The 15,963-nt window shown below is 61.7% G+C and carries 14 protein-coding genes; 12 read left to right on the forward strand and 2 right to left on the reverse strand.

Annotated elements, in window-relative coordinates; translation table 11 throughout:
* Window positions 1-61: 61 nt before the first annotated feature.
* Window positions 62-1,549: an NCS1 family nucleobase:cation symporter-1 gene (locus tag P3S72_RS19535; protein WP_276193681.1), complete on the reverse strand. Its 1,488-nt coding sequence runs from the start codon at window positions 1,547-1,549 to the stop codon at window positions 62-64.
* 602 nt (window positions 1,550-2,151) lie between these two features.
* Here P3S72_RS19535 and hydA point away from each other — a divergent pair.
* The 3 genes from hydA (at window position 2,152) to preA (ending at window position 6,387) form a co-directional block, all read left to right on the forward strand.
* Complete coding sequence (hydA, locus tag P3S72_RS19540; RefSeq protein ID WP_276193682.1) at window positions 2,152-3,591, forward strand: dihydropyrimidinase; 1,440 nt, start codon at window positions 2,152-2,154, stop codon at window positions 3,589-3,591.
* 154 nt (window positions 3,592-3,745) lie between these two features.
* Window positions 3,746-5,113, forward strand: a complete 1,368-nt coding sequence (locus tag P3S72_RS19545; RefSeq protein ID WP_276193683.1) for an NAD(P)-dependent oxidoreductase — start codon at window positions 3,746-3,748, stop codon at window positions 5,111-5,113.
* On the forward strand, window positions 5,113-6,387 hold the full coding sequence (gene preA / locus P3S72_RS19550; protein WP_276193684.1) for an NAD-dependent dihydropyrimidine dehydrogenase subunit PreA: 1,275 nt from the start codon (window positions 5,113-5,115) through the stop codon (window positions 6,385-6,387). Before P3S72_RS19545 ends, preA begins: the two co-directional genes overlap by 1 nt.
* A 419-nt stretch (window positions 6,388-6,806) precedes the next feature.
* Here the strand turns inward: preA and P3S72_RS19555 are convergent, their stop codons facing one another.
* Window positions 6,807-7,427, reverse strand: a complete 621-nt coding sequence (locus P3S72_RS19555) for a TetR/AcrR family transcriptional regulator (protein ID WP_247403662.1) — start codon at window positions 7,425-7,427, stop codon at window positions 6,807-6,809.
* A 115-nt stretch (window positions 7,428-7,542) separates the two neighbouring features.
* Here P3S72_RS19555 and copC point away from each other — a divergent pair, with 115 nt between their 5' ends.
* The 9 genes from copC to P3S72_RS19600 all read left to right on the forward strand — a co-directional run bounded on the left by copC (window position 7,543) and on the right by P3S72_RS19600 (window position 15,912).
* On the forward strand, window positions 7,543-7,908 hold the full coding sequence (copC, locus tag P3S72_RS19560) for a copper homeostasis periplasmic binding protein CopC (RefSeq protein WP_276193685.1): 366 nt from the start codon (window positions 7,543-7,545) through the stop codon (window positions 7,906-7,908).
* A gap of 3 nt (window positions 7,909-7,911) precedes the next feature.
* Window positions 7,912-8,769, forward strand: coding sequence for a copper homeostasis membrane protein CopD (gene copD / locus P3S72_RS19565; protein WP_276193686.1), 858 nt, complete (start codon window positions 7,912-7,914; stop codon window positions 8,767-8,769).
* 177 nt (window positions 8,770-8,946) lie between these two features.
* Window positions 8,947-10,209 (forward strand): OprD family porin, encoded by a 1,263-nt coding sequence (locus P3S72_RS19570; RefSeq protein ID WP_247403656.1) that lies wholly within the window; start codon window positions 8,947-8,949, stop codon window positions 10,207-10,209.
* A 186-nt stretch (window positions 10,210-10,395) separates the two neighbouring features.
* Window positions 10,396-11,211 carry an NAD(P)-dependent oxidoreductase gene (locus P3S72_RS19575; RefSeq protein ID WP_276193687.1) on the forward strand — a complete coding sequence of 272 codons (816 nt, stop codon included), beginning with the start codon at window positions 10,396-10,398 and terminating at the stop codon, window positions 11,209-11,211.
* 30 nt (window positions 11,212-11,241) lie between these two features.
* Window positions 11,242-12,117 (forward strand): SMP-30/gluconolactonase/LRE family protein, encoded by an 876-nt coding sequence (locus P3S72_RS19580; RefSeq protein WP_276193688.1) that lies wholly within the window; start codon window positions 11,242-11,244, stop codon window positions 12,115-12,117.
* A 51-nt stretch (window positions 12,118-12,168) separates the two neighbouring features.
* Complete coding sequence (locus tag P3S72_RS19585; RefSeq protein WP_247403650.1) at window positions 12,169-13,131, forward strand: TRAP transporter substrate-binding protein; 963 nt, start codon at window positions 12,169-12,171, stop codon at window positions 13,129-13,131.
* Between the two features lie 66 nt (window positions 13,132-13,197).
* Window positions 13,198-13,725, forward strand: a complete 528-nt coding sequence (locus P3S72_RS19590) for a TRAP transporter small permease (protein WP_253396959.1) — start codon at window positions 13,198-13,200, stop codon at window positions 13,723-13,725.
* Between the two features lies 1 nt (window position 13,726).
* On the forward strand, window positions 13,727-15,007 hold the full coding sequence (locus P3S72_RS19595) for a TRAP transporter large permease (protein WP_247403646.1): 1,281 nt from the start codon (window positions 13,727-13,729) through the stop codon (window positions 15,005-15,007).
* On the forward strand, window positions 15,007-15,912 hold the full coding sequence (locus P3S72_RS19600) for an aldose 1-epimerase (RefSeq protein WP_276193689.1): 906 nt from the start codon (window positions 15,007-15,009) through the stop codon (window positions 15,910-15,912). Before P3S72_RS19595 ends, P3S72_RS19600 begins: the two co-directional genes overlap by 1 nt.
* Window positions 15,913-15,963: the final 51 nt, after the last annotated feature.

The raw sequence follows: 15,963 nt of genomic DNA on the forward strand, positions 1-15,963 counted from the left end.
GCTACATTTCTTATGGATTGACTCGGTCAATGGTGGGAGCCAGCTCCCACCTTGAGCGGGTTTACAACGAAGATTTAACGGCGACCGGGCTGACCCCGCGCCCGGCATTCAGGCCGTAATACAACACGCCGCCCAACGCCGAACCGGTAAACCAGCCATAGCTGTAGAACCAGCTGAACGCATCGCTGCCCAACGACAACAGCGTCAGCACCACCGGCACGCCAAACGCAAGAAAGCCTTTCCAGTTCCACGCCGGGTACACGTCGTCACGGTACAAACCGGCCAGGTCCAATTGCTGTTTGCGCGTGATGAAATAGTCCACCACCATGATCCCGGCGATCGGTCCCAGCAGGCTTGAATAGCCGAGCAACCAGTTGGAATACACGGTTTCCAGGCTCACGTCGGAAACGATCAGCCCGAGTTTTTTCAGCAACTCGTGCCCCATCAACACCAACCCCACCAACCCGGTGAGAATCACCGCCGTGGTGCGGTTGATCAGCTTGGGCGCGATGTTCTGGAAGTCGTTGGTGGGCGACACGATGTTCGCCGCAGTATTGGTCGACAAGGTGGCGACGATGATCAACGCCATGGCCACGGCGACCCACACCGGGCTTTGGATATGCCCGATCAGCGTGACCGGGTCGGACACGCTGACGCCCACCAGTTTCACCGACGCCGCAGTCATGATCACGCCGAGGGCGGCGAACAGGAACATGGTCAACGGCAGGCCGAAAATCTGCCCGAGGATCTGGTCCTTCTGGCTCTTGGCGTAGCGGCTGAAGTCGGGAATGTTCAGCGACAAGGTAGCCCAGAAGCCCACCATCGCGGTCAGGCCGGCCATGAAGTAACCGGTCAGGCTCGCACCTTCGGGGCGTTTGGGCGGGATCGCCATCAACTCGCTGAGGGACACGTTCGGCATCGCCCACACCAGCAGGCCAATGCCCACCGCCACCAGCAGCGGTGCCGACAAGGTTTCCAGGCGCTTGATCGACTCGGCGCCCCGCAGCACCACCCAGAGGTTCAGGGTCCAGAAGATCATGAAGCCGATCACTTCACCGGTGCCGCCCAAGGCCTTCCAACCCTCGAAAATCGAGCCCAAAAACAGGTGAATCGCCAACCCGCCGAACATCGTCTGGATACCAAACCAGCCACACGCCACCAGCGCCCGGATCAGACACGGCACGTTGGAGCCGAGAATGCCGAATGAAGAACGCAGCAACACCGGGAACGGGATGCCGTATTTGGTGCCGGGGAAGGCGTTGAGGGTCAGCGGGATCAACACCACGATATTGGCCAGGAGGATCGCCATCAGCGCCTCGCCCACCGACAAACCAAAGTACGCGGTGAGCACCCCGCCCAACGTGTAGGTGGGCACGCAGATCGACATGCCGACCCACAGCGCGGTGATGTGCCACTTGTTCCAGGTGCGTTCATGCACCTTGGTCGGTGCCATGTCGTGGTTGTAGCGAGGGCTGTCGAGGACGTCGGGGCCGGCGTCGAGTTCGTACAGGCCGTTGCGTTCAATGACTTGCGATCTGTTCTGTTGCATGGCCGCTCCACGGTTTTTTTCGAATTATTGTTGCTCACCTGCAAGGTCGGTGCAGGTGGCCGGAGTACCTCGTAAACAACATGACATCACGGGTCCGGCCAGCCGCCACTGCACTCAATAACCGTGCCGACAACCCAACCCGACCCCGCACCGCGTATATAACTCGCTGATGTTTATCAGCTTTATTTCAAACACCGATTAATCCTGCGGTACTTGCCGCGTGACACAGGCTGGATAACGCGAAAGTTGGCCGAACATTCAGGACTCAATCTGGTGCAACACAATTATTTTTATTTGCCGCCGCCGTCAAGTGGCAAGTCTCAAGCGCCTGATTTGCAATAAGAAATGTTACTCATACTGTAAACCTGTCAAGTGCGTCAAAATGGTGAGCGCTCGCTACATTTTGGTGATTTTTATTTTTTATTGTTTAAATTCAACTAGTTAAAAAACAAATAGACGTAGGAAAAATCTTCTTGCTCATTCTAAAAACACCGGCTAGTTTCTATTCCTGTCACCCATGACAGGTTTTACAAACCTGCGCTGGAAAGAACTACAACACTTAGAACTGGCACAAGCCGGTCAAGCCTTGTGAGGAACTCGACATGTCGCTGTTGATCCGTGGCGCCACCATCATTACCCACGATGAAAGTTACCGCGCCGATGTTTTATGCGCAGACGGTCTAATTCGCGCGATTGGCACGGACCTGGACATTCCCGCTGGCACCGAAGTCCTCGATGGCAGCGGCCAATACTTGATGCCCGGCGGCATCGACCCGCACACCCATATGCAACTGCCCTTCATGGGCACCGTGGCCAGTGAGGATTTTTTCAGCGGCACAGCAGCGGGTCTGGCGGGCGGCACCACCTCGATCATCGACTTTGTGATTCCCAACCCGCAGCAATCCTTGCTCGAAGCCTTTCACCAATGGCGCGGCTGGGCGGAAAAGTCGGCGGCCGACTATGGCTTTCACGTGGCGATCACCTGGTGGAGCGAGCAGGTGCGCGAGGAGATGGCCGAGCTGGTCAGCCACCACGGCATCAACAGCTTCAAGCATTTCATGGCCTACAAGAACGCGATCATGGCGGCCGACGATACCTTGGTGGCCAGCTTCGAGCGCTGCCTGGAGCTGGGCGCGGTGCCCACCGTGCACGCAGAAAACGGCGAGCTGGTGTATCACCTGCAACGCAAGCTGATGGCCCAGGGCATCACCGGGCCGGAAGCGCACCCGCTGTCGCGTCCGTCCCAGGTCGAGGGTGAAGCGGCGAGCCGCGCGATTCGTATCGCCGAAACCATCGGCACGCCGTTGTACCTGGTGCATGTGTCCACCCAGGAAGCGCTGGATGAAATCACCTACGCCCGCGGCAAAGGCCAGGCGGTGTACGGCGAAGTACTCGCCGGCCACCTGCTGCTGGACGACAGCGTCTACCGTCACCCCGACTGGCAGACCGCCGCCGGCTACGTGATGAGCCCGCCGTTCCGCCCGCGCGGGCATCAGGAAGCGCTGTGGCGCGGCCTGCAATCGGGCAACCTGCACACCACCGCCACCGACCACTGCTGCTTCTGCGCTGAGCAAAAAGCCGCCGGCCGTGACGACTTCAGCAAGATCCCCAACGGCACCGCCGGTATCGAAGACCGCATGGCGTTGTTGTGGGACGAAGGGGTCAACACCGGGCGCCTGTCGATGCAGCAATTCGTCGCGCTGACCTCCACCAACACCGCGAAAATCTTCAACCTCTACCCACGCAAAGGCGCGGTCCGCGTCGGTGCCGACGCCGACCTGGTGCTGTGGGACCCCGAGGGCACGCGCACGATTTCCGCCAAGACCCACCACCAGAACGTCGACTTCAACATCTTCGAAGGCAAGACCGTGCGCGGCGTGCCGAGCCATACCATCAGCCAGGGCAAGCTGGTCTGGGCCGATGGCGACCTGCGCGCCGAACGCGGTGCCGGGCGGTATGTGGAACGGCCGGCGTACCCGGCGGTGTTCGAGCAGTTGAGCAAGCGGGCTGAGCGCTCCAAGCCGGTTGCTGTGAACCGCTGAGAGCGCTATCGGGGGCAAGCCCCCTCCCACAATTGACCGCATGCTTTCAGACACAATGCGATCACTGTGGGAGGGGGCTTGCCCCCGATGAGGCCAGCCCAGGCAACAAAAATGCCCGCCAGAGGCAATCCAAAAAAACCGTGAGGCCCACACCGTGATCCAGACCCTGACCCACCTCCCCCATCCCCATGAAGACGGCGCCACCCTCGCCAGCCATTTCACCGACCTGGCGCCGCCTCTCAACGCCCGCCAGGCGCAATTGGAAGCCTCGCGCTGCCTGTATTGCTACGACGCGCCGTGCGTGAACGCGTGCCCCAGCGAGATCGACATCCCGTCGTTCATCCGCAACCTCCACACCGATAACGTGCAAGGCGCCGCGCAGAAGATTCTCTCGGCCAACATCCTCGGCGGCAGCTGCGCCCGGGTCTGCCCCACCGAGATCCTGTGCCAGCAAGCCTGCGTGCGTAACAACGCCGAAGAATGCGCCCCGGTGCTGATCGGCCTGTTGCAACGCTACGCCATCGACAACGCGCACTTCAGCGAACACCCGTTCCAGCGCGCCGCCACCACCGGCAAGCGCATCGCGGTGGTAGGCGCCGGGCCGGCCGGCCTGGCCTGCGCCCATCGCGCCGCCTTGCACGGCCACGATGTGGTGATCTTCGAAGCCCGGGAAAAAGCCGGTGGCCTGAATGAATACGGGATCGCCAAGTACAAGCTGGTAGATGATTTCGCACAGCAGGAGCTGGATTTCCTCCTGCAGATCGGCGGTATCGAAATCCGCCACGGCCAGCGCCTGGGCGACAACCTGACCTTGAGCGAACTGCACCAGCACTTCGATGCGGTATTCCTCGGCCTCGGCCTGGCCGCCAGCAAGCAACTCGGCCTGCCCCATGAGGACGCCCCCGGCCTGCTCGCCGCCACCGATTACATCCGCGAACTGCGCCAGGCCGACGACCTGAGCCAACTGCCGCTGGCCGACCGCTGCATCGTGCTCGGCGCCGGCAATACCGCCATCGACATGGCCGTGCAAATGGCCCGCCTCGGCGCCCGCGACGTGAACCTGGTGTACCGCCGGGGCCTGGCAGACATGGGCGCCACGGGCCATGAGCAGGACATCGCCAAGGCCAATCAGGTACGCCTGCTGACCTGGGCCCAGCCCGCAGAAGTGCTGCTGGACGAGCAAGGCCACGTGCGCGGCATGCGTTTCGCCCGCACACACATGGACAACGGGCGCCTGCAGTCCACCGGTGAGACCTTCGAACTGGCCGCCGACGCGATCTTCAAGGCCATCGGCCAAGGCTTCGACAACGCCGCGCTGCACGACCCGCTGGCGCAGCAACTGCAGCGGGTCGGCGCGCGCATCTTCGTCGACGAGCACCTGCGCACCAGCATCCCCGGCGTGTATGCCGGCGGCGATTGCGTCAGCCTCGGCCAGGACCTCACCGTCCAGGCGGTGCAACACGGCAAGCTGGCGGCAGAAGCCATGCACGCCCAACTCATGCTCAACGTGGAGGCTGCGTAATGGCCGATCTCTCGATTGTCTTCGCTGGTATCAAAGCCCCCAACCCGTTCTGGCTGGCCTCCGCGCCGCCCACCGACAAGGCCTACAACGTGGTCCGCGCGTTTGAAGCGGGCTGGGGTGGCGTGGTCTGGAAAACCCTCGGGGAAGACCCGGCGGCGGTCAACGTGTCGTCGCGTTACTCGGCGCACTATGGCGCTAACCGCGAAGTGCTGGGCATCAACAATATCGAACTGATCACCGACCGCTCCCTGGAGATCAACCTGCGCGAAATCACCCAGGTCAAAAAGGACTGGCCGGACCGCGCGTTGATCGTGTCGCTGATGGTGCCGTGCGTCGAAGAGTCCTGGAAAAACATCCTGCCCCTGGTGGAAGCCACCGGGTGCGACGGCATCGAGCTGAACTTCGGCTGCCCCCATGGCATGCCGGAACGCGGCATGGGCGCGGCGGTGGGCCAGGTGCCAGAGTATGTGGAACAGGTGACGCGCTGGTGCAAGACGTACTGCTCGCTGCCGGTGATCGTCAAGCTCACGCCGAACATCACCGACATTCGCGTGGCGGCGCGTGCGGCGTATCGCGGTGGGGCGGATGCGGTGTCGCTGATCAACACCATCAACTCCATCACCCGTGTGGATCTGGAGCGCATGGTCGCCCTGCCGACGGTCGGCACCCAGAGCACCCACGGCGGTTACTGCGGTTCAGCGGTGAAGCCGATCGCACTGAACATGGTCGCCGAAATCGCCCGCGACCCGCAGACCCACGGCCTGCCGATCTGCGGGATCGGCGGCATCGGCAACTGGCGCGATGCGGCGGAATTCGTCGCCCTCGGCTGCGGCGCCGTGCAGGTGTGTACGGCGGCGATGCTGCATGGCTTTCGCATCGTCGAAGAAATGAAGGACGGCCTGTCGCGCTGGATGGACAGTCAGGGTTACACCAGCCTGCAGGATTTCTCCGGGCGCGCAGTGGGCAATACCACGGACTGGAAGTACCTGGATATCAACTACCAGGTGATCGCCAAGATCGATCAGGCCGCCTGCATCGGCTGCGGGCGTTGCCATATTGCCTGTGAGGATACGTCGCACCAGGCCATCGCCAGCTTGAAACAGGCGGACGGCACGCATAAGTACGAGGTGATCGATGATGAGTGCGTGGGCTGCAACCTGTGCCAAATCACCTGCCCGGTGGCCGATTGCATCGAGATGGTGACGGTGGACACCGGCAAGCCGTTCTTGAACTGGACCCAGGACCCGCGTAATCCGTACCGGGAAGCGGTGTAGTCCTGTAGACCGCTATCGGGGGCAAGCCCCCTCCCACATTGAGCGCATTATGTCTGAAAGAATGCGATCCACTGTGGGAGGGGGCTTGCCCCCGATGAGGCCCCCAACCTCACCAAAAAACTAAAGCCTCAAACAGTTGACCGCATTCCTTCAGACAAAATGCAGTCAATGTGGGAGGGGGCTTGCCCCCGATGAGGCCCCCAGCCTCACCACAAAACTCAAGCCTCAAACAGTTGACCGCATTCCTTCAGACAAAATGCAGTCAATGTGGGAGGGGGCGTGCCCCCGATGAGGCCCCCAGCCTCACCACAAAACTCAAGCCTCAAACAGTTGACCGCATTCGTTCAGACAAAATGCAGTCAATGTGGGAGGGGGCTTGCCCCCGATGAGGCCCCCAACCTCACCACAAAACTCAAGCCTCAAGGCTCCAACCCAATCCCGCGCAAAATCACACTGGTCACCGTCTGAATCGCCCTCTCGAACTGCATATCCGACAACGGCTGGTGATCGTTCAGAATCTTCACCTGATGATCAAAGTCGGCGTAGTGCTGGGTCGAGGCCCAGATCATATACAGCAGGCTCGCCGGCTCCACCGGCAGGATGCGTTTGTCTTCCACCCATTGGCGAATCTTCGCTTCCTTCATCTTGGCCCAGTCGTACAGGCTTTCATCCAACGCCTCACCGAGCGTCGGCGCGCCGTGCATGATTTCGTTGGCCCAGACCTTCGACCCATACGGCCGCGTGCGTGAGCGTTGCATCTTGGCGCGGATGTAGCTGCTGAGCACCACCCGCGGGTCATCGAAGGTTTCGAAGCTCAAGGCGTCCTGCTTCCACACTTCCAACAGGTCAAACAGCACCGCGCTGTACAGCTCGCTCTTGGTGGTGAAGTAGTAATGCAGGTTGGAGCGCGGCAGTTGCACTTCTGCGGCAATATCGGCCATGGCGGTGCTGCCATACCCCTTCTCGGCGAAGATCTTCTCCGCGGCCAGCAGGATTTTTTCGACGTTGACTCGACGGATTCCGATCTTGTGATTGCCCATAAGGGCTCCCTGACAAAGACATAACGGAAAGACTACCACCCGCTCTAGATCGGGGCGACAGGCGGAGCCGAAACTTCGTACACTGGCGCCCCTACCCATTGATTGGTGTTGCCTAATGTTGATCAAGAAAACCCTGACCACCGTCGCCCTGCTGGCCTCCCTGCTGGGCGCCTCGGCCGCGTTTGCCCATGCGCACCTCAAGAGCGCGACGCCTGCGGCAGACAGCAGCGTCACCGCACCGAAAGAGGTGCGCCTGAGCTTCAGCGAAGGCGTGGAGGCGACTTTTTCCAAGGTATCCCTGAGCAAGGACGGCACCGAAATCGCGATCAAGGGCCTGACAACCCCGGATGCCGACAAGAAAACCCTGGTGGTGACGCCCGCCGCTCCACTCGCGGCTGGCACCTACAAAGTGGTGTGGAACGCCGTCTCGGTCGACACCCACAAGAGCAACGGTGAATACAGCTTCAAGGTCGGCCAATAACCTATGGCGACGCTGCTGGTGCTGTGCCGCTTCCTGCATTTCATCGTCGTCTTGTTGATGTTCGGGGCCTGTGTGTTCAGGCCCTGGCTGATGGCCAATGAACCGCAGCCGGCGCTGGACCGGCAATTGCTGCGTATCAGCCGTGGCCTGGCCTGGCTGGGGCTCGGCTCCGGCGTGGCCTGGTTGCTGCTGATTACCGCCAGCATGGCCGGCAGCTGGGACGCCGCACTGCAACCGGCCACGGTGCAATTGGTGCTGGGCAAAACCTTTTTTGGCCAAGTGTGGCTCTGGCATCTGCTGCTCAACCTGTTGCTGCTGATCGCCTTGATCAAACCCTGGCCGGCGTTGCGCCTGCCCTTGCTCAGCCTGCTGCTGGCGACCCTCGCACCGGTCGGTCACGGCGCCATGCTCAACGGGCTCAGCGGGCAGTTGCTGATCCTCAACCAGGTCGTACACCTGGCGTGCGTGGGCGCCTGGCTTGGCGGTTTGCTGTTGCTGGTGTTGATCCTGCGCCAACCGCAACGCCAGGGGCTGGAGCCGATTTTGCGGCGCTTCAGCGGCGTGGGTTATGGCCTGGTCGCCGGCTTGCTGGTCACCGGGTTGATCAATGTTCGCGTACTGACCGGACAACTGTGGCCCACCCCGCTGTTCAACGGTTTCGCCCTGATTCTGCTGATCAAGGCAATGCTGGTGCTGGGCATGTTGGCCCTGGCGCTGCTGAACCGCTTGCGTATCGATCGCTGCGAACAGCGACTGGAGACCTTGAAGGCCAGTGTGATGGCTGAATGGTTACTAGGTGTTTCAGCGGTAGCCGCCGTCTCCCTCCTCGGCACCCTGCCGCCGATGGTCGTGGCTGGCTGAATCCATCGTCGGCACGATCCAGCGCCCTCCCTGGACTGCGGCCACTTTTGATCAGTCAAGCCTGGTTATCGTATAACTTCTGATTGACAAGCCACAAAAACCCCGCAAGTATCGCCCCAATGTTGTACGACGACGTATGACAAATAATAAAAACAACAAACAAAATGGAGCGTCACTGTGCGTCAATTCGCCCGCAATTCCTCCTCGCGTCTCGGCCTTATCGGTCTCAGCAGCCTGGCTTTCACCCTGCCTCTCACCGCCCAGGCCGAAGGGTTTGTCGACGACGCCAAGGCCACGCTCAATTTGCGCAACGCCTACTTCAACCGCAATTTCACCAACCCGTCCAACCCCCAGGCCAAGGCCGAAGAGTGGACGCAGAGTTTCATCCTTGACGCCAAATCCGGCTACACCCGGGGCACCGTGGGGTTCGGGATTGACGTGCTGGGCCTGTATTCGCAAAAGCTCGACGGCGGCAAAGGTACCGCCGGCACCCAGTTGCTGCCGGTTCACAACGACGGGCGCCCCGCCGATAACTTCGGGCGCCTGGGCGTGGCGCTGAAAACCAAGCTGTCGAACACCGAATTGAAAGTCGGCGAATGGATGCCCGTGCTGCCGATCCTGCGCTCCGACGATGGCCGCTCCCTGCCGCAGACCTTCCAGGGCGGCCAAGTCACCTCCAATGAAATCGCCGGCCTGACCCTCTACGGCGGCCAGTTTCGCGGTAACAGCCCGCGCAACGACGCGAGCATGGAAGACATGTTCATGAACGGCAAAGCCGCCTTCACCTCAGACCGCTTCAACTTCGGCGGCGGCGAATACACCTTCAACGACAAGCGCACCCAGGTCGGCCTGTGGTACGCCGAACTGAGCGATATCTACCAGCAGCAGTACCTCAACCTGACCCACAGCCAGCCGCTGGGCGACTGGACCCTGGGCGCCAACCTCGGTTTCTTCAACGGCAAGGAAGACGGCAGTGCCCTGGCCGGCGACCTGGACAACAAAACCGCCTTCGCCCTGCTCTCGGCCAAGTACGGCGGCAACACCTTCTACGTCGGCCTGCAAAAACTCAGCGGTGACAGCGCATGGATGCGAGTCAACGGCACCAGCGGCGGCACCCTGGCCAACGACAGCTACAACGCCAGCTACGACAACGCCAAGGAAAAATCCTGGCAACTGCGCCATGACTTCAACTTCGTGGTGCTCGGCGTTCCGGGGCTGACCCTGATGAACCGCTACATCAGCGGCAGTAACGTCCACACCGGCGCGATCACCGACGGCAAGGAATGGGGACGTGAATCGGAGCTGGCCTACACGGTGCAAAGCGGTGTACTGAAGAACCTCAACGTGCGCTGGCGCAACTCGACCATGCGACGGGACTTTAGCAATAACGAATTTGATGAGAACCGGATCTTCGTCAGCTATCCGATTTCGTTGCTTTAAAGATCTAAAACCCGTGCACATCCATTGCGGGAGGGGGCTTGCTCCCGAAGGCTGTGGGTCAGTCACAGAGACATTGCCTGATACACCGTCATCGGGAGCAAGCCCCCTCCCACATTGACAAGCGGGGACTCTCTAACAATACTTCGGCATAGTCATACGACAACCTACAACAAAACTGGAATCCAGATGACCACCACGACCCCAGCGCCCTTCAACCGCCTCCTCCTCACCGGTGCCGCCGGCGGCCTCGGCAAAGTCCTGCGCGAACGCCTGCGACCGTATGCCCAGGTGCTGCGCCTGTCGGATATCGCCGACATGGCCGCCGCCGGCGCCGATGAAGAAGTGCAACCCTGCGACCTGTCCGACAAACAAGCGGTCCACCACTTGGTCGAAGGCGTCGACGCCATCCTGCATTTCGGCGGTGTTTCGGTAGAGCGCTCGTTCGAAGAAGTCCTCGGTGCCAATATCTGCGGGATATTCCATATTTACGAAGCCGCGCGCCGCCATGGCGTCAAACGCGTGATCTTCGCCAGCTCCAACCATGTCATCGGTTTCTACCCACAGGGCGAACAACTCGATGCCCACTCGCCGCGTCGCCCGGACAGCTATTACGGGCTGTCCAAGTCCTACGGCGAAGACATGGCCAGTTTCTACTTCGACCGCTACGGCATCGAGACCGTGAGCATCCGCATCGGCTCGTCGTTTGCCGAACCGCAGAACCGTCGGATGATGCACACCTGGCTGAGCTTCGACGACCTGACCCAACTGCTCGAACGCGCGCTGTACACGCCGAACGTCGGCCACACCGTGGTCTACGGCATGTCGGCCAACCTCGATACCTGGTGGGACAACCGCTACGCCGCGCACCTGGGCTTTACCCCAAAAGACAGCTCCGAAGGGTTCCGCGCCCAGGTCGAGGCCCAGCCGCCGCTCGCCGCCGATGACCCGGCCAAGGTCTACCAGGGCGGTGCTTTCTGCGCCGCTGGGCCGTTCGGTGACTGACGCAACACTCACCCAAGGGAATGAGTTGCCATGACTGCTGAGTTGATTGTCGACGCCCGCAATGCCGTGGGCGAATGCCCGGTGTGGGTGCCCGAAGAAAACGCCCTGTACTGGGTGGACATTCCCAACGGAGGGCTACAACGCTGGAGCGCCGCCACCGGTCATATCGACGCGTGGAAAGCCCCGCAGATGCTCGCCTGCATTGCTCGCACCGGTGCAGGCAACTGGGTCGCCGGGATGCAAAGCGGCTTTTTCCAACTCACCGCGCACAACGACGGCAGCCTCGACACCACGCCGCTGGCCGAGGTCGCGCACCCGCGCGCGGGCATGCGCCTGAACGATGGGCGCTGTGATCGCCAGGGCCGTTTCTGGGCCGGCAGCATGGTCATGGATATGGGCGCGAATGCCGCCGCAGGCATCCTCTACCGTTACGCTTCGGGCGCCGCGCCCCATGCGCAGTTAGAGGGTTTTATCACCCTCAACGGCCTGGCCTTCAGCCCTGATGGCCGCACGCTGTACGTCTCGGACTCGCACCCGCTGGTGCAACAGATCTGGGCCTTCGACTACGACACCGAAACCGGTACGCCGAGCAACCGCCGCGTGTTTGTCGACATGCAGCAACACCCAGGCCGCCCTGACGGCGCCGCCGTGGATGTCGACGGTTGCTACTGGATCTGCGCCAACGACGCCGGCCTGATCCACCGCTTCACCCCCGACGGCCGCCTGGACCGCTCCCTGAGCGTGCCGGTGAAAAAACCCAGCATGTGCGCCTTCGGCGGCAGTCGCCTGGACACTTTATTCGTCACCTCGATCCGTGACGACCAGAGTGAGCAGTCGCTATCCGGCGGCGTGTTCGCCCTCGACCCTGGCGTCCAAGGACTGCCCGAACCGCACTTCACCCTCTAGCTGCATCGCTGTGCCTTGAATACAACAATAACAAGACAGGAGTGACCGCCCATGGACTTCAAACGCACCTTGCTCGCCGCCGCAGTCTTCACCCTCAGCAGCGCCGCCCACGCGCTGGAAATCAAATTCGCCGACGTCCACCCCGCCGGCTACCCCACCGTCGTGGCCGAAGAGAACATGGGCAAGGCCCTCACCCAAGCAAGCAACGGCGAACTGACCTTCAAGTACTTCCCCGGCGGAGTCCTGGGTTCGGAAAAAGAAGTCGTCGAACAGGCCCAGGTCGGCGCGGTCCAGATGACCCGGGTCAGCCTCGGTATCGTCGGCCCGGTGGTGCCGGACGTGAACGTGTTCAACCTGCCGTTCGTATTCCGCGACCAGGCGCATATGCGCAAAGTCATCGACGGCGAGATCGGCGATGAAATCCTCGCCAAGATCACCGACTCCGAATTCGGCCTGGTCGCCCTGGCCTGGATGGACGGCGGCACGCGCAACCTCTACAGCAAAAAGCCGGTACGCAAAATCGAAGACCTCAAGGGTATGAAAATTCGCGTGCAAGGTAATCCCCTGTTCATCGACGCATTTAATGCGATGGGCGCCAACGGTATCGCCATGGACACCGGCGAAATTTTCAGTGCCTTGCAGACAGGCGTGATCGATGGCGCCGAAAACAACCCACCGACCCTGCTAGAACACAACCACTATCAAAACGCCAAGTACTACACCCTCACCGAGCACCTGATCCTGCCCGAACCGATCGTGATGTCGAAAATCACCTGGAACAAGCTCACCCCTGCGCAACAGGTCATGGTGAAAAACGCCGCCAAGGCCGCCCAGGCCGATGAGCGCGTGCTGTGGGATAAAAAATCCGCCAGCAGCGAGGAAAAACTCAAGGCGGCCGGCGTGGAGTTCATCCAAGTCGACAAAAAACCCTTCTACGACGCCACCGCAGCGGTTCGCGCCAAGTACGGCGCGCCTTTCGCCGACATCATCGCGCGCATCGACGCCGTTCAATAACCTGCCCTGCCTCTCGCATAAGGCCCGGCGCGGTCGGCATTGACGCGCCCGGTCACGGTGAACGCCATGAAGAATCGACTGCTGCGCATCAACGACCGTATCTACATGACCTGCATCTGGGTCGCCGGCCTCTCGGTCCTTGGGGTCGCGCTGATCATCCCCTGGGGCATCTTCGCCCGCTACATCCTCGGCACCGGCTCCAGTTGGCCGGAACCCACCGCCATCCTGCTGATGCTGGTCTTCACCTTTATCGGCGCCGCCGCCAGCTACCGCGCCGGGGCGCATATGTCGGTGGCGATGGTCACCGACCGCCTGCCTGCGCGCCAACGCCAGATCGTCGGCATCCTCTCGCAATTGCTCATGGGCACCATCTGCCTGTTCATGACCATTTGGGGCAGCAAGCTGTGCCTGTCCACCTGGAACCAGTTCATGAGCGCCATCCCCACCCTGCGCGTGGGCATCACCTACATGCCGATCCCGATCGGCGGGTTGCTGACCCTGATCTTCGTGGTGGAAAAACTCCTGCTCGGTGACCAGAGCAACCGACGGGTTGTGCGCTTCGACCTGGTTGAAGAAAGCGAAGGGGCTGCCTGATATGGACGCATTGATTCTGTTGGGCAGCTTTATCGCCTTGATCCTGATCGGCATGCCGGTGGCCTATGCCCTGGGCCTGTCGGCGTTGATCGGCGCGTGGTGGATCGACATTCCGTACCAGGCCCTGATGATTCAAATCGCCGGCGGGGTGAACAAGTTTTCGCTGATGGCGATTCCGTTCTTCGTGCTGGCCGGCGCGATCATGGCCGAGGGCGGCATGTCGCGGCGGCTGGTGGCATTTGCCGGGGTGTTGGTGGGTTTTGTGCGCGGCGGCTTGTCGCTGGTGAACATCATGGCCTCGACATTTTTTGGCGCGATCTCCGGCTCGTCGGTGGCCGACACCGCCTCGGTCGGTTCGGTGCTGATCCCGGAAATGGAACGCCGTGGCTACCCCCGCGAGTTCGCCACGGCGGTGACCATCAGCGGTTCGGTGCAGGCGCTGTTGACCCCGCCCAGCCACAACTCGGTGCTCTACTCCCTGGCGGCGGGCGGCACGGTGTCGATCGCCTCGCTGTTCATGGCCGGCGTGGTCCCGGGCCTGCTGATGAGCGCGTGCCTGATGGTGCTGTGCCTGATCTTCGCGAAGAAGCGCGACTACCCCAAGGGCGAAGTCATCCCGCTCAAGCAAGCGCTGAAAATCTGCGCCGACGCGCTGTGGGGCCTGATGGCCATGGTGATCATCCTCGGCGGCATTCTCTCCGGCATCTTCACCGCCACCGAGTCCGCCGCGATCGCGGTGCTGTGGGCGTTCTTCGTGACCATGTTCATCTACCGCGACTACCAATGGAACGAGCTGCCCAAGCTGATGCACCGCACGGTGCGCACCATTTCCATCGTGATGATCCTGATCGCCTTCGCGGCCAGCTTCGGCTACATCATGACCCTGATGCAGATCCCGGCGAAGATCACCACGCTGTTCCTGACCCTGTCGGACAACCGCTACGTGATCCTGATGTGCATCAACGCCATGCTGCTGTTGCTCGGCACGGTGATGGACATGGCGCCGCTGATTCTGATCCTCACGCCGATCCTGCTGCCAGTGGTACTCGGCATCGGCGTCGACCCGGTACACTTCGGCATGATCATGCTGGTCAACCTTGGCATCGGCCTGATCACCCCGCCGGTCGGCGCGGTGCTGTTCGTGGGGGCGGCGGTGGGCAAGGTGAGTATCGAGAAAACCGTGAAGGCGCTGCTGCCGTTTTATGGCGTGCTGTTTTTGGTGTTGATCGCGGTGACTTACATTCCGGCCTTGTCGCTGTGGTTGCCAGGGCTGGTGCTGTGATGCTGATTGAACTGCAAGACCACCTGACCCACCTCACCCTCGCCCCGGCCGTGGGCGGCAGCATCGTCAACTGGCACGTGCGCGCCAGCGGCCAGCCCCTGCTGCGGCCTAGCGATCAAGCGGCGCTGGACACCGGCCTGCCCGGCAAACTGGCCTGCTATCCCCTCGCGCCCTGGTCCAATCGCATCGCCAACGGCGGTTTCGACACGCCCGCGGGCTGGCTGGCACTCACGCCCAACAGCCTCACCGATCCGCTGCCGATTCACGGGTCGGCCTGGCAACAGGCGTGGCGCGTGGTCAGCCAGTCGGCGGATGAAGTGCTGCTTGCGTTGGAATGCGCCACGCCGTTCGCCTATCGCGCCGAGCAGCGGTTTCGACTGCGCAACGGTGAGCTGAGCATCGCCTTGCGGGTCACCCATCTGGCCGAACAGGCGGCGTGGCACGGCCTGGGGTTGCATCCCTACTTGCCGCGCCTGCCGGGCACGCGGTTGCAGGCCAAGGCGTCGCAGGTGTGGCTAAGCGATGCGTCCAAGCTACCCACGGGGTTGGCGGCGGTGCCGCACGCTTGGGACTTCCAGGCGTCGAAAAACCTCCCCGAAGACCTGGTGGACAACGGTTTTTCCCAGTGGGACGGGCATTGCCGGATCGAACAGCCGGAGCTGGGTTATGCCCTGGAATGCCAGGCCACGGGCGCCGATTACTTCCTGCTGTACTGCCCGCCGGGGCTGGGGTTCTTTTGCATCGAGCCGGTGAGCCATCCGGTGAATGCCCATCACCTGCCGGGGCGGCCGGGGTTGAAATTGCTGGAACACAATCAGTCGGTCCAACTCAATTTCACCCTGAAATACATTCCAACTGTGGGAGGGGGCTTGCTCCCGATGGCGGTGGATCAGTCATGCATGTAGTGGCTGACACACTGCCATCGGGAGCAAGCCCCCTCCCACAGTTTTGATTTG

The organism is Pseudomonas sp. D3, from assembly GCF_029320995.1.
GTDB lineage: Bacteria > Pseudomonadota > Gammaproteobacteria > Pseudomonadales > Pseudomonadaceae > Aquipseudomonas > Aquipseudomonas paraveronii.